The sequence below is a fragment of the Micromonospora sp. D93 genome (assembly GCF_018070365.1).
Taxonomy (GTDB): Bacteria; Actinomycetota; Actinomycetes; order Mycobacteriales; family Micromonosporaceae; genus Micromonospora; species Micromonospora ureilytica.
The window spans coordinates 299,899-313,079 of sequence record NZ_JAGPXW010000005.1 but is presented as its reverse complement, the minus strand read 5'-3'; the positions used below and the strand labels follow the sequence as shown (position 1 = coordinate 313,079).

General features: G+C 69.5%; 14 protein-coding genes and 1 pseudogene. 12 read left to right on the top strand and 3 right to left on the bottom strand.

Features of this window, described 5'->3' with window-relative positions:
• The first annotated feature begins 222 nt into the window (after positions 1 to 222).
• The 11 genes and pseudogenes from KBX71_RS09030 to KBX71_RS08980 all read left to right on the top strand — a co-directional run.
• Complete coding sequence (locus KBX71_RS09030; RefSeq protein ID WP_247683119.1) at positions 223 to 1,401, top strand: MarR family transcriptional regulator; 1,179 nt, start codon at positions 223 to 225, stop codon at positions 1,399 to 1,401.
• Positions 1,402 to 1,824: 423 nt separating this feature from the next.
• On the top strand, positions 1,825 to 2,130 hold the full coding sequence (locus tag KBX71_RS33595; RefSeq protein ID WP_247683118.1) for a hypothetical protein: 306 nt from the start codon (positions 1,825 to 1,827) through the stop codon (positions 2,128 to 2,130).
• The gene (locus tag KBX71_RS33590) at positions 2,127 to 2,699 is read left to right on the top strand and encodes a hypothetical protein (RefSeq protein ID WP_307847013.1); all 573 of its coding nucleotides are present in this window, start codon (positions 2,127 to 2,129) and stop codon (positions 2,697 to 2,699) included. Before KBX71_RS33595 ends, KBX71_RS33590 begins: the two co-directional genes overlap by 4 nt.
• A gap of 176 nt (positions 2,700 to 2,875) precedes the next feature.
• On the top strand, positions 2,876 to 3,862 hold the full coding sequence (locus KBX71_RS09015) for a DUF932 domain-containing protein (RefSeq protein WP_210817522.1): 987 nt from the start codon (positions 2,876 to 2,878) through the stop codon (positions 3,860 to 3,862).
• 1 nt (position 3,863) lies between these two features.
• A complete protein-coding gene (locus KBX71_RS09010; protein WP_210817521.1) occupies positions 3,864 to 4,472 on the top strand; it encodes a hypothetical protein in 609 nt (202 codons plus the stop codon).
• 87 nt (positions 4,473 to 4,559) lie between these two features.
• Complete coding sequence (locus KBX71_RS09005; RefSeq protein ID WP_210817520.1) at positions 4,560 to 5,024, top strand: hypothetical protein; 465 nt, start codon at positions 4,560 to 4,562, stop codon at positions 5,022 to 5,024.
• An 8-nt stretch (positions 5,025 to 5,032) separates the two neighbouring features.
• Positions 5,033 to 5,371, top strand: coding sequence for a hypothetical protein (locus KBX71_RS09000; RefSeq protein WP_210817569.1), 339 nt, complete (start codon positions 5,033 to 5,035; stop codon positions 5,369 to 5,371).
• Between the two features lie 11 nt (positions 5,372 to 5,382).
• The gene (locus tag KBX71_RS08995) at positions 5,383 to 5,799 is read left to right on the top strand and encodes a hypothetical protein (protein ID WP_210817519.1); all 417 of its coding nucleotides are present in this window, start codon (positions 5,383 to 5,385) and stop codon (positions 5,797 to 5,799) included.
• Positions 5,799 to 6,464 carry a hypothetical protein gene (locus KBX71_RS08990; protein ID WP_210817518.1) on the top strand — a complete coding sequence of 222 codons (666 nt, stop codon included), beginning with the start codon at positions 5,799 to 5,801 and terminating at the stop codon, positions 6,462 to 6,464. The genes KBX71_RS08995 and KBX71_RS08990 overlap by 1 nt, the downstream gene beginning before the upstream one ends.
• Positions 6,461 to 6,853 (top strand): hypothetical protein, encoded by a 393-nt coding sequence (locus KBX71_RS08985; protein ID WP_210817517.1) that lies wholly within the window; start codon positions 6,461 to 6,463, stop codon positions 6,851 to 6,853. Before KBX71_RS08990 ends, KBX71_RS08985 begins: the two co-directional genes overlap by 4 nt.
• A gap of 208 nt (positions 6,854 to 7,061) precedes the next feature.
• Positions 7,062 to 7,673, top strand: a pseudogene (locus KBX71_RS08980) (hypothetical protein); the annotation flags it as partial.
• A gap of 95 nt (positions 7,674 to 7,768) precedes the next feature.
• On the opposite strand, the gene KBX71_RS08975 reads toward KBX71_RS08980, so the two are convergent.
• On the bottom strand, positions 7,769 to 7,930 hold the full coding sequence (locus KBX71_RS08975) for a hypothetical protein (RefSeq protein WP_210817516.1): 162 nt from the start codon (positions 7,928 to 7,930) through the stop codon (positions 7,769 to 7,771).
• A 381-nt stretch (positions 7,931 to 8,311) separates the two neighbouring features.
• On the opposite strand from KBX71_RS08975, the gene KBX71_RS08970 reads away from it, so the two are divergent.
• Positions 8,312 to 9,280: a helix-turn-helix transcriptional regulator gene (locus KBX71_RS08970; RefSeq protein WP_210817515.1), complete on the top strand. Its 969-nt coding sequence runs from the start codon at positions 8,312 to 8,314 to the stop codon at positions 9,278 to 9,280.
• 148 nt (positions 9,281 to 9,428) lie between these two features.
• Here the strand turns inward: KBX71_RS08970 and KBX71_RS08965 are convergent, their stop codons facing one another.
• Together KBX71_RS08965 and KBX71_RS08960 are read right to left on the bottom strand one after the other, a co-directional pair.
• Positions 9,429 to 10,283 carry a DUF2637 domain-containing protein gene (locus KBX71_RS08965; protein WP_210817514.1) on the bottom strand — a complete coding sequence of 285 codons (855 nt, stop codon included), beginning with the start codon at positions 10,281 to 10,283 and terminating at the stop codon, positions 9,429 to 9,431.
• Complete coding sequence (locus tag KBX71_RS08960; RefSeq protein WP_210817513.1) at positions 10,280 to 13,066, bottom strand: BTAD domain-containing putative transcriptional regulator; 2,787 nt, start codon at positions 13,064 to 13,066, stop codon at positions 10,280 to 10,282. Before KBX71_RS08960 ends, KBX71_RS08965 begins: the two co-directional genes overlap by 4 nt.
• Between the last annotated feature and the right edge of the window lie 115 nt (positions 13,067 to 13,181).

Genomic DNA, 13,181 nt, shown 5'->3' with positions numbered 1-13,181 from the left:
GCAATGCCTATAGCCGACCGAACGTCATCCCTAAAGCAGAGGCGGATGACGGTACCCGGAACGGTTTCCGGAAAGAGTCTTGAACAACGGGGTTGACAATCATCCGGTGCAGAGGGTCCATGGACGTGGGCACCGAAACAACGGCCCCAGCGGAACCGCAAACAAACGCGCTAAGCGCGATGCGGAATACGCTGCCACCCCTTTTCCGTGGAGGTAATTGTCATGACCGCAAACGCCAACCTGACCGCCGGTACCGACGAGGCCCGCGCTGTCGTCGCCGAGGCGCTGGGTCGCCACCCCGGCCTGACCGCTCGCAAGTTGGCCGGACAGGAAAACCTGTCCCTGCCGGTCGTCACCGAGGTGCTCAAGCACATGGAAGCGGTTGGGACCGCCACCCGCACCCCCGGGCCGACCAACGGCAACCGCAAGAGTGCCGACGTGTGGGAGCCCGTCATCCCGACCGGCGACACCACCGACACGATGCCGGACACGACCGACCAGCCGACCCCGGCCGACGAGCCGACCCCGGCCTGCCGTGATGCGACGGCGGACGAGCCGACGACCGCCGAGGACACCCCAGGCACCGCCGACGCGACGCCGGACACGGCCGACGGCGACGCGACGGCGGACGAGCCGACGCTGCCCGAGGCCCCGGTGTCCGCCGTCCCCGTGTCCGGGGTGCCCGTGTCGGGTGCGCCGGTTGGGCCGCGTCAGCCCGACCTCAAGGTGTTGATCATGGCGGGGGTCTTGGGTGGGCACCCGGACGGGATCACCGCTGACGAGGCAATCAACGAGAGCGGCCTGTCGGTCGCGATGGGTGACAGGGTCCTCGCCGCGATGGAGGTTGCCGGTGCCGCGCGTCGCCTGCCGGTCGGTGAGGACGGCGAGGAGCTGTGGGTGATCGCCGACGGTGACCTCGCCACGGTGGACCCGGCCAACGCACCGACGCACACCACGTGCCCGACGTGCGGGCACACCCGCAAGATCCGCCGCCCCTCGGTCCGGCGTGCCACCGGCACCGGCCGCACCACCGGTGAGATCAACGGCGACGGGTCGGCGAAGTTGGGCAAGAACGAGTTGCGCAACCGGGTCGAGGCGTTCATGCGCGACCTCGGCCCCGGCCACGACGTGACCCCCGGCACTGTCGCCCGTGAGATCGGCGGACGCAGCCCCGGCGCGGTCGGCAATGGCATGCGGAAGATGGCCACGGCCGGGGTGCTGGTGCTGACCCGCGAGGCCCCGGAAACCTACGCCCTCGCCGACGACGCGCCCGCCCCAACCGCCGAGGTCCGCGCGTTCCTCACCCCGCCCCAGACCCCCGCCGCGCCCACCGGTGACGACACCGCCACCGGCGACGAGGCCCGCACCGACGAGGCCGCCGCCGCCCCGGTCGCGGTCTGACCGACGGCCCCGCCGGGGCCGGGCACCACGCCCGGCCCCGGCACCCGCACGCCCCACCCACAAGCGCACGGAAGGAACGGCAATGACCACCCCTCACGGCCACCCCGACCACGACCACGACGCCCACGGCCCGACGTTCGCGCCGGGGCTGCGCTGCCCCGAATGCGGGGAACCGGCCCGGCCAGTACCGCCGCGTGACTGGCTCCTCAACGGATTCACCCCGCGTCCGGTCACGTCCCACCACGACGGCACCCCCTATGCCCGGCGCCCGGTCCGAACGGCTCCCAACCGGCCGAACCGATCAGCGCTCCGGCGCGCCTGACCATGTGGCAGGCCGTACGGCAAAGCTGGCTCATCCATCCTGATTGGACTGTCGCCGATCATTTCGCATGGCTCGATGGCGAGGGCTACGACACCGACGACATGACCGGCGACCCGGCCGAGGTGGTCGGCCGGTGGCTGGCCGAACATCGCCGTACCGCCCGGGTGCCCCGGCCCGCCGGTGACCCTCGCGTCTACATGGTTGCCGGGGGCGACATGGTGGCCGTGTTCGACTCGGCGGAAGAGGCCGACATCATGGCCGTGACGATGACCGCCGCGAACCTCGAACCGGTCACCCTGCCCCTGACTGAGGCGCAGTGGGAGAAGGCGCTCGCCGTGTTGCGGTCACAGCTACCGCACGTCACCGTGACCGACGCCCGGTCCACCCGTGCGGCCGGTGCCTCGTGACCGGCCCATCGGCTGCCGGTCCGGCCACCGACCGACCCGACATCCCGCCCTCGCTGGCCGCGCGTCCCCACGACGCGCGGCGCGGCCTGCCCATCCCGCCGGTCAACATCCACCCCGACCCGACCGGTGGCGGGTCGCATGTGGACTTCACCACGATCAACACCACCACCTCAACCCGCCTCGCTGTCGAGCGCCGATGTTCGTTGTGCGGTGAGCCGATGGGGTACTGGGTGGCGTTTCTCGGCGGATCTCGGGCCGCTGAGTTGATGCGCTACGCCGATCCGCCGGGGCACCCCGAGTGCATGAGCGCCGCACTGTCGTTGTGCCCCCATCTGGCGCTCGGGCGGCACCGCCGCGCCCGTGCCGACCGTCCGGGGGCGGGCATCATCCCGCCGGGGTCGCACGGCGACAAACCCGACCGGTACCTGTTGGGCATCACCCGCGCGTACCGGACCCGGTTTATCCCCGAACACGGGTTCACCGTGTACCTACCGGCCCCGTTCAAAACCGTCCGCGCGTACGCGTACGGCCCGAACGGACAGCTACACCCGGCCACAGACACCCGGTAGGCCACGCCCGGCGGCGGGCGTCAGATTCGCCGCAGAAACCTTCATCGACTCCGCCCGATCGCCTTGATCGACCTGTGGAGGTAGGCAACATTGTTGTTGACGGCGCGGTCCGGGGGACGCAACCCCCCGGGCCGGGCCGCCCGCCCGAACACCAACGATCCGGAAGGGGTGCCACCGTGGCACACGAACTGGAAACTCTCGCGAACGGTCAGACGGCGTTCGCCTCTGCGCGGCTGACCGCCTGGCATCAGCTTGGCACTGTGGCCGACGAGTGCATGACCGCCGAGGAGGTCATGAGCAAGGCGTGGCTCGGCGGGTGGGAGGTCCGCAAGATCGCCCTTCAGGGCATCGAGGTCACCGAGCGCGGGGTGACGAAGGTCGACTGCTCCGACAAGTACATGACCGTGCGGACCAACCCGGCCACCGGCGAGACGGAGTATCTCGGCGTGGTCGGTGAGGACTACAGCGTGGTGCAGAACGAACAGGTCGCCGAGACCCTCAACCTCCTGGTCGACGCCTCCGGCGCGCACTTCGAGACCGCCGGCTCGATGCGCAAGGGCCGCTCGGTGTTCGTCACCATGAAGCTGCCCACCGCGATGCAGATCGCCGGGGTGGACGACATGGATCTCTACCTCGCGGCCACCACCTCCCACGACGGCACCGCCGCCCTACGCCTCGATGCGACCCCCGTGCGGATCGTCTGTAAGAACACCCAGAACCTGGCCTTCGCCCGGTCGGTCAGCTCGTACACGTTCCGGCACACCTCGAACGTCACCAGCAAGATCGCCGAGGCGCGGCAGGCCCTCGGCCTGATGTGGAAGGCATTCGGCGACTTCGAGACCGAAGCCGAAAAGATGATCAACGAGTCGTTGACCATGGGCGAGTTCGAGAAGATCGTCGCGCAGGTGTGGCCCCTCGCCAACGACGCCTCGGACGTGGCGAAGAACAACTCCAAGCAGCGCACGGCCACGCTGCGCTACCTCATCAGGGACGCGGACACGCAGAAGGCCATCAAGGGCACCCGGTGGGCCGGATACCAGGCCATCACTGAGTACGTGGACCACTTCGCCCCCGCCAAGACCGACCTCGCCCGCGCCACGCGGGCGCTGACCGGTGCCGGTGCGGACCTCAAGGCCCGCGCGTTCGAGCTGCTGGCGGTCTGAGATGGCCCGGCACGGGGGCCGGGCCACCACGCCCGGCCCCGGTACCGGCGAGCACCCCGCCACCGGTACCGCACCCGTCCCTACGCCTGCCGCCGAGCCCATGCTCGCGCCGGAGCCCACCGCCGCCTCCATGATCGGGCTGGCCAACGAGGTGTCCCGCCACTTCGCGGCGGCTGAGGTCGCCCGCGCGATGGCCGAACACTCGACCAGCGAAGCCGAACACGCCCACCTGATCGCCCGCGCCGAGCACTGGGAAGCCCTCGTCAACGAGCAGTGGAACGCACTCTGCTCAGCGATCTGGGCGACCGCACCCGGCGGAGCGACGGTCGAGCGGTTCCTGCCGGTCCGGCCGCTGACCAACGGCCACGTCGAGCTGCACACCTACAGCACCGAAGGCCGCCGACTCGTCGTGCTGCTCACCGGCACGCAGGCCCTCGCCGTCGGCGCGCACCTGACCGCATACGGGGCGCTCAGCCTCGACCGCAGCGGCCAGAAACTCGACCCCGGCCTACCCCACATCAAGGCCGCACCGCCGTTCGACACGGACGGGACCGCCGGTGCACCGGCAACCCCGGACGCCGCCGCCGGGCCACCGCCCGAGCATCCCTGACCGCGTCGTGCCGGGGGGCCCCGGACCCCCCCCGGGCGGGGGGGCACGCCCCGGCGACACCCCTCAACCTCAGTACGGAGTATCAGCATGACCGCAGAACGATTGTTCAACCTTGCCGCCGAATTCGCCCAGGCAACCGGCAACGCCGAACGATTCCACGCCCGCACGGCCAGCGCTACCGACGACGACCGCACCGCCATCACGGTGAAGGCCGTGAGCTGGGAGGGCATCGCCGCTCAACGGCGCGAGGCGCTACGCACCGAACTGCGCGAGGCGCTGCGCGGGACCGTCACGGCCATGCCGGACGAGGAGTTGCCTGTTGCCATCTGGCAACGACGCCACGTCGAGATCCGCGCTACCACCCTTGACGCCGCACGGGTACGGGTGCGCTACAGCCCCGCACAGGCGGTCGCCCTCGGGACCGCCCTTATCGCCTTCGCGACCCTGACCGATCAACGAGGCGGCGGCATCCTCGGCGACATTCTCGCCACCTTCCCACCCACCACCGGCGCCAGCCAGGAGCCTCGCGACGAGGAGGGGGAGCCGGCATGACGACCTGAATCGACGCCTCCGGGAACACCGGCGGCATCGGCGGCGGACAACGCACGGTCAGCGCCGATCAGCTCGCCGCAGCGCTCGCCCTGCTCAGCTCGGTCGACCCGGTGTGCGGCGAGGTGCTGACCCGGCTCAACCTGCGCGTCTACCCCGGCGAGCCCGGCGACCGGACCGCCTACGTGGTGCTCGACGTGCACGGCGTCTCGATCGGCATCAAACGCCGCGCCGACGACCTCTACCTGCACGCCGACACCACCGAGACCGACGACCGGCTCATCGCCTTCGAGATCAACGGCTACGGCGAGACCGACCACCCCACGAACCCCTATCACCCCGCCCCGTGAACGGAGTACCGATGTACCGGTCCCTGGAAATCGGCGACACCGCCCGCGTCGTCGCCCCGTCCGACGCCACCGAACACCGCCTCGGCACCGTCACCGACGTCAGCTACTCGACCCCGCACACCACCTACGCGCGCCGCTACACCCTGCGCTTTCCCAACGGCACCGAGCGCACCTACCCCGCCGACCGTGTTGCTCGGCGTACTCGCGCCGACGACCACGCCGCCCTGGAGGCCGCCTTCACCCAGGCGGCCGTGGCCCTGCGGGACGCCTGCCGCATCGCCCACGACTACGACCCCGACCTCAGCAGCGGAACGGCGAGCCTCCTTCGACGGCTGGTCGACCTCACCCGCCTGCGCCTTGGGTTGACTCTTGACCCCGCCGGTCCCGCCCGGCCACACACCGGTACCCAGGACGGAGGCGACCAGTGATGCCACCGCACTTCCCACGTCCCGAGGAATTCGCCCATCCGGCCGAGGCGGCAGCGCTCGACACGGGCATGACGCCGGGCCAGGAGTCGATGTACTGCCGCCGCTGTCGTCGAGGGCTCAACATCCGCTTCAACGACCTGGGCCTCATCGTCGGGTACCTCCACGCGGCCGAGCAACGCGGCCAGCAAAGCGACCACCGCCCCGAGCCCGCACCCATCACCGACATCCCAGATCCGATCATCGAATGCGACTTCTGCTCCACGCCCGAGGCCGCCTGGATCTACCAATGCGCCAACCAGGTCACCGACGCGCGCCGGATTACCGGGCAAGTGGTGTCCGTCAACGACTACCGATCCCGGAACCACGCGGCCAGGGTGCGCCGCACCGACACCGAGCACGCCATCACCCAGGCGTGGGGCGAGCGCTGGACGGCCTGTCAGGGGTGCGCCGACCTCATCGAGGCCCGCGACCTGTACGGGCTGATCAGCCGCGTGACCGACGCGATGCCCGCGAAGCTCACCCGAGGCAAACACCTGATGCGGACCCGGGGCGAGCTGCACGAAAGGTTCTCCGCAGTGTTCGACACCCTCGCACCCGGCCGAGGCCAGATCACCCCCGGTCACCCCCTCGGCATCTGGCCCGACACGACAGAGAAGACGTCATGACCGACACCGCACGGCACCAGCGGCAGACGTTCATCCACGCGAAGGCCCAACGCCGCCTCGGCGCGGTGTGCGCAGCCGACGACGGACCGCTGACCCGCATCACCGACGACCCACACCTCGTCACCTGCCCGGACTGCGAAGGACTGGCCGAGTTCGACGCGCTACCCGACGACGCCACCGCAGGCGATCCGCGCGTCATCGAGGTACTACGCGAAGTCACACACGGCAACTGCCGCAAGATCGACGGGGTGATGATGGACATGACCACCGCCGCCGCGATCCTGACCGTCTATGACGCGCTCAAGCCCGCCACGCGGGCGAAACTGGCAGCGCTGCGCGTCGACCGGATGGCGCAGGTGGCGTGGCGGCTGCTACGCCCGCACGTGTAGACCGGGCGGGACGGTGGCCGGCGGGCACACCCGAGGGTGCGCGCAACCCCACCGGCCACCTCGCCCCACCCGGGTCGCCTGCGGACCAACGACCGCCTCCACCCGGGCCGAGCGTGCCGCCGATCCTAACGGTGGAGGGACCCCACGCGCCTCGACCGGCGGCGCCGCAGCGAGATACCCGAGGGAGGATGGACACGTGGCGCGACGAATGATCGGCGGACGCATCGCCCTCGACCGGGCGGGCGTCGCCGCGCACGTCGGCGCGGCGTACTCGACGGTCAACCACTGGCACCGCCACCGCGCCCACTTCGGCTTCCCCGAAGGCTTCCGCCACGACGGCCGCGACTGGTTCTGGCTCGACGACATCGAGACGTTCCACACCGCGCACCAAGCCGCTAAACGCGCCGAGCTAACGAAGGTCGACCGCCGCGGCAACCCGGAGGACCTCATCGGCTCGGGCGCGGCGGCGAAAGTCCTCGGTTACGGCTCGTACCGCAACCTGCCCGACACCCTGCTCGACCATCCCGACCGCGTCGAGGAGCTGTCGGACGGGCGAATCCGCCGCCAGTGGTATCGGCGCACCGTATGGGCGGTGGCCGACGCCCGCACGGGCCGGCAATCCACCGGCCGTACTCCTGGCGCGACGGGTACCCGTCAGCCTCACCCGTACGCCGACGACGCGCGCCTTCGCACTGCGATCGAACTTCTGGCCGAGGCCGACGCCGCCGGGCGGGACCGGCGCGGGCTCGGCGTGCTCCTCGCGCGGCAACTCGGCGTCACGCCACGCACCGCACAACGACTTCTTGCTGCCGCCTCGGACGCAAGCGGAGACGCTTTCCTGCAACGCCCTGAAACGGGAGATGCCGCCGGGACCGCGCAGCGGCGTCCCGGCGGCACTCATCTGGTTGGGCCCGGTCAGTCCTCGTCGTCGGAAACGGTCCGAGGCGTCGGGGCCTCGGTCAGATAGCGCAACGCGCCATTGATGTCAGTGCCTCGGCTGGTGGCGGTGCGCTCCAACACGTCGTACACGTCGGCATCGACCTCGACGGTGCGGAGCGCGGCCGGCTGATCGTTCACGGGTGATTCCTTCTGGCAGTGATCGGCACGATGCCCGGTCGGCATCAGGATCCATCCACGCCGGCCTCGGCACCACGATCAAGCCTGCTGCTGGCCGCGACCTGGGACGGGACCGACAACTCCGCGCGAAGGCATGGGCGCTGCGGATGCTGCTCACTCGCGGTGGTCGGGCAGCTGGTGAGCGCCGTCGGCGTCAGGACCCGAATGCCGGCATGTCTGTCGATGTTTCTCGCGAAGGATGCGGCACGCCATCGAGACCGAGGCCGCCCCTTGGATACCGCGCCCGATGAGCCGCGTCGACGTCCCGGAGTACTAGACGTAAGTACTCAACGAGCGCTAACCTCCTGTGAGTACTCGTTGAGCGCTTACAGGAGGCCCCCGGTGCCCGCAAGTCGATCCACCAATCCAGTACGCGAGCGCCGCATCGAGCTCGCGCTCACCCAACAGGAAGCCGCGCGACGAGCCGAGGTCTCCGTAGCTACGTGGCGTCGCCTTGAAACCGCTACCGAACTGAACGGATTCAAGGCTGACAACGTCAGGGCCTTCGCCCGAGCTCTCCGCCTCAGCATGGCCGAATTCCATCAGCTGATGGGATCTGAAGACGCGGCCAAAGCCGACTTGGAGGAGAGTGACTTCGTACGGTTCTTCAACTCTTCGTTCACTGGTGATCCGCTCACCGCAGCCGACGCAGTGGCGCTCCACAGCACGGTCGCCTTCTCCGATTTCGCTCCTATGACGAGCAAAAAGTTCAAGGTCGAGCACGCGCTCGGGTGTGGCTTCCCCGCTTTCCTCAAAGGAGAAGCATCCATCAGGGAGGTAGACCTTCTGCGTGACCTGCCTGAGTTGGCACTCACTCACGTCAATAACCACTGGCTGGTTCGGATGGGTGAACGCATCATGCGGGTCGGCGGTGAGCTGGGCGAAGGTCGGGTTCCCCGACCCGTTTGCCTGGCCGACGAGTACGCGCTGTCCATCGTCATCATGAACACCGATCCGCCCAGCGTCGGCGACGTGCTCGACATGTATCCAGGTCTAAACGACCGTGAGCACCTGGCCCCGCGCTATTGGGACGAAGAGGACGGACACGAACTTGTATGGGACTGGCGCGACCGGATGATGGGCGCGCTCCTTCCGCCGGATGAGGCTCACGACTATCGACGGCACGATCTTGTGGTCATGGAGATGCACGGTCAGAGCGTGCACGACCCCTCCGACCCCCGCCACCCGCTGCGTTGGTTCGACCGAGACGATCTGCGAGAGCGGTGCGAGTCCTCCCTTGCTTACGCCAGACTGTCCGAGCAGGAGCAGGCTGCACGAACCGAGGAGGCGATGGAGCGGATTGGCAACTAGTGCCTCGTAAGCCCCGGCGATCACCCGGCCGATGCAAGGTCCGTCGGGCCAGGTTATGGCCGTCCTGGGGGTCGAGTTTGGTCCGCCTTCAGTAGTGCCCGACGTCCGCGTACTAGATCGATATGGTCGGTCGGGAGCCATTGACCGGTCAATTCTTTCGGCGTAGCGCGGTGAGCAGTTCCGAGACGCCGCTGTTGCGGATCGAGTGGCCGTTGCGGCGCAGCCGACGAGCGAGGGCGTCACGGCTGACGGCGCGGCCTTCGCGGGTCAGCTCAGTGCAGGCAGCGCGGGCGGCGGGCAGCAGCGGCACGAGGTCCGAGGGAAGGTCTCGGTCACTGTCGTCGGGGTCGTCGTCGTTGTGTGGATCGCCGTCGAGGGCTCGGTCGCCCGCACTGTCCTGCGAACTGTGGCCGTCCAGCGGATGCTCGGCGAGATCGGGAACCTCGCCTCTGCGCCGTACGCCCGCGTCGATCCCGGCGGGCGAGCGCTTGGGCAGGGGACTCACTGCGGCCGGCACGGTCGATAGGCTCTCCGTCGCTGGTGCGGGGTGGGCGTTCGGGTATGGCGGGGCGGGCGGGCTCTCGGCCGGTGCTGGGTGTGGCTGGCCTTCGCATTCGCGGCGGCGGGCGGCGAGTTCCACGAGCGAGATCGAGGCGACGATGATCAGCCCGTCAACCGACAGCGGCAAGAGGTACGGCACAGTGCCCGTCTCGCCATATTGGGCGACGACTCCGACCATGTGGTGATAGCTGATCCAAGCGGCAATGCCGGCGATCGCTGAGGCGGCGATGACCCGGAGAACACCGAGTGCTCGTCGGTGCACGGGTACGCGGGTGACCAGCTCGACGGTGATCAGCAGGGCCAGCGGCGGCCATGCCGCGATGGCCTGGGAGATCGGATTCGTCTGCGCGTGCAGGATGTTCGCGGTGACCGAGGCGGCCACGCCCAGGGTTAGCGTCGCCCGTACGGCCCATTGCATCCGCTGGAGCCGCGTCTCGCTCATCGCGAGCCTCCCATGGCCGATGTGGCGGGGGTGACTTGTCGTTCGGCGACGCGCCGGGTTGCCTGTGACGGTTCGGTGCCGCCGAGGTCGGCGAGGTGTTTCTCCAGTCTGCGGAGGGTGCGCCGCACGGCGTCGGGTCGTTGTTGCCGACCGTGGATCCGCATGATTCGCTGGTACAGCTCCTCGTTGATCGGGTCGAGGTCGGCGGCGTGTTCCAGAGCGGCTATCGCCCCATCGGGGTGGTCAGTTTCGAGGATCTCGGCGATGCGCGCGTAGGCGGTGAGGATCTGATGGCGGTAGCTGGTGGCGTAGTCGGTGACCCAGGCGTGGTCGTGGCCTTCGGCAAAGTCACCGGCATGCAGATCGGTCGCGTGGCGCAGCGCGGCCAGCCTCTCGGCGTCGGTGCCGGCAGTGGTGGCGTGGCGGATGGCGGTGAGCATCTGCCAGAGATCCACCGCGACCGTCTGAGGATCCAGCAGGTATCGGCTGGCGGCAGGGTCGAAAATGATGAACATCGGCTCGTCGTGGCCGGTCGCGGACCGTAAGACGCGTCGCGCGGAGGTGATATCGGTGCGGACGCGCTTAATGGCGGAGGTCGGGTCGACGTCAGGGTGTAGGTCGGCGGTGAGCTGGTCGAGGGTGCGGCCGGCGGGGTGGGCGGCCAGCACGGCGAGCACCGTATAAGAGCCCTTGCGCATTCCAGTGGTCACCGGGCCGGTGTCGGTGATGACGGTGACCGGGCCGAGCACCCTGAGCCGAACGAGGGCCGCTGTGTCGTCGGCCTGGGCAGGTACTGGCTCGGTCGTCTTGGCGGGCGCCGCGGCCGGCGGGGTCTCGGCTGGTGGGTCGTCGATGTCGGTGCCAGGTTCGGGGCGAGCTTGGACGGCGGTGAGCATGGCGAGTACGGCGGCGAGGTGGTCCGCGCTGATGGTGGACAGCCGCGCCAGCGGGCACGGCGTGTCGCTGGTGGCAGTGCCTTCGGCGGTGACTTCGAGAGTGGGGAGGCCGCTGTGGGGGCCGAGGATGACTGGGTGCAGGTCGAGGGCTGCGCGGTGGGTGGCGACGGCGTGGAGGCGGGCGGCGTGCCGACGGGTGGACTCGATGAGCAGCACGTACGGCGGTTGCGTCTCAGCGTGGTCGGTGCGTGCGTTGAGATCCGCGATGGTGGTGGTGTCGAAGGTGTCCAACATCCTCCGCCGGCCGATCATCTCTTCCTCGGCATGGGTGATGGCTGCGGCGGTGTCGGCGAGGACGATGAGCTGGTCGCCGTCGTAGGCGGTGCCGTCGGGGTCCAGCCCCATCATCGGGGCACCTGGGGGGAGAAGTCGGGCGAGTAGGTCCGCCGTGGTGACGACTACCGGGCGGGCGGTGGCGCCGTAGGTGACGCCGGTAGTCAGGGTAGCGGCGAGGACGGCGCGCGCTGCCGGGATGGCGTCGGCTCCCGTCAGGGCGAGGCCAGGACCGGGCAGGTCGAACAGGCTCACCTCGTTGCCCTCAAGGTCGACGCCGACAGGAGCCGGCACGGCAGGGCTGGCACGGTGATGGTCACCAACGGCGGTGCTGAGGTCGCGGCTGCCGATGGTCTCGACGTGAGTGAGAGACGGCGGTGTCAGGGTGGGTTGCGGCCCAGGGCTAACGGGTGCCGGGAAGATCAGCCGGGCGTGGCGGCGTCGGTGGATACGGAGCAGGGCTGCCACGGCGGCGATGGCGGAGGCCAAGCCGAGGCTGATCCAGCCCTGCGTCGGCAGTGTGACCCCAGCCTCGTCGCCTGGTTGATCGGGGGGAGATTCGGAGGCGGACGCCGCGCCGTCGGCAGGGACGCTCGGTGTGGCCGGCGCGGGGGTGGGCGGCCTCGGCGTACTCGTTGTCTTGTTGTCGGGGGCCGGTATGGCGCTGGCTGGTGGTGCGGGCGGCGGCGCGGTGGGCGCGGTGTCGGTTGTCCCGGGTGTCGCGACGTCAGGGCTGCCAGGGGTGGGAGCGGTGGGATCAGGTGGGGCAGGTGCTGGTGTGCTTTCACGGGCGGGGAGCGCGAGTGTCCATCCGACGTGGATCTCGTCGGGGTCGGTGAGGGCGTACCCGTTGGCCTGTTTGTGCCCTAGGTTGAGTGTGTAGATCTCCCGCCAGCGTTTTGGGTCACCGAGATGCTTCGCGGCGAGATCCCACAGGGTGTCTGCAGCGACGACTCGGCACGTCCCACCCGGGGTGGCGCGAGCCACGTTGGCACCGGCTTCCTGGCGAAGGGTCGGCAGCGCGGCGGATCGGACGGAGATGGTTAGGGCCGGCGGCGTTCCCAGAGTTTCCCCGTGCGGCACTCGTGATGCGGGAGCGGGCGGGGCATCCAGGGCGTCGGGAGTAGGTCGCTCCTCGCCTACCGACGATGGGGCGTCTGGTGGCGGCTCGGCGTCCATCGCGGTGGTGTTGTCGGCGGCAGCGGGCAAAGCGGCCACGGTGGTGACGGCAGTGCTGCCCAGCAGAACCGCCGCGAGCGTTTGCAGTGGCCGGGGTAAGTGCAGCACGACGTGCCAGCGCAGGCGATCGGCGAGGTGTTGGTGGGTGTGTTCCGCGATAGCAACGGCAAGGAGCAGCCACAGCAGCCAGGCCCCGACGTGCCCCAGCAAGGCGAGGAAATCGGCGCTCAGTGGCTGGCTCAGCCAGACGCGCAACTGTTCCGCCGACACAATCCCGGGGCTGATCCAGCCGACCCGGTAGAGCAGCACCGGTGGTGCCAGCGCGAGCACGAAGGTACCGGCGTGTACGAGCAATGCTGAGGTTCGTCTCGCCATGGGTGTCTCCCTCCCGAGGTCTGCAAGGGGCGGTGAGACGACCGTAGGAGCTGGATGGGCTGCTGATACCGATGCCGGTGCTGACAGCACCTCACACGGCCTTACACGGCCTTAC

Bases quoted from the DNA above. Each gene is read 5' to 3' on its own strand.
- KBX71_RS09030 (WP_247683119.1), top strand. From the start codon at position 223: ATGACCGCAAACGCCAACCTGACCGCCGGTACCGACGAGGCCCGCGCT.
- KBX71_RS33595 (WP_247683118.1), top strand. From the start codon at position 1,825: ATGACCGGCGACCCGGCCGAGGTGGTCGGCCGGTGGCTGGCCGAACAT.
- KBX71_RS09010 (WP_210817521.1), top strand. From the start codon at position 3,864: ATGGCCCGGCACGGGGGCCGGGCCACCACGCCCGGCCCCGGTACCGGC.
- KBX71_RS09005 (WP_210817520.1), top strand. From the start codon at position 4,560: ATGACCGCAGAACGATTGTTCAACCTTGCCGCCGAATTCGCCCAGGCA.
- KBX71_RS08995 (WP_210817519.1), top strand. From the start codon at position 5,383: ATGTACCGGTCCCTGGAAATCGGCGACACCGCCCGCGTCGTCGCCCCG.
- KBX71_RS08990 (WP_210817518.1), top strand. From the start codon at position 5,799: ATGCCACCGCACTTCCCACGTCCCGAGGAATTCGCCCATCCGGCCGAG.
- KBX71_RS08985 (WP_210817517.1), top strand. From the start codon at position 6,461: ATGACCGACACCGCACGGCACCAGCGGCAGACGTTCATCCACGCGAAG.
- KBX71_RS08965 (WP_210817514.1), bottom strand. From the start codon at position 10,283: ATGAGCGAGACGCGGCTCCAGCGGATGCAATGGGCCGTACGGGCGACG.
- KBX71_RS08960 (WP_210817513.1), bottom strand. From the start codon at position 13,066: ATGGCGAGACGAACCTCAGCATTGCTCGTACACGCCGGTACCTTCGTG.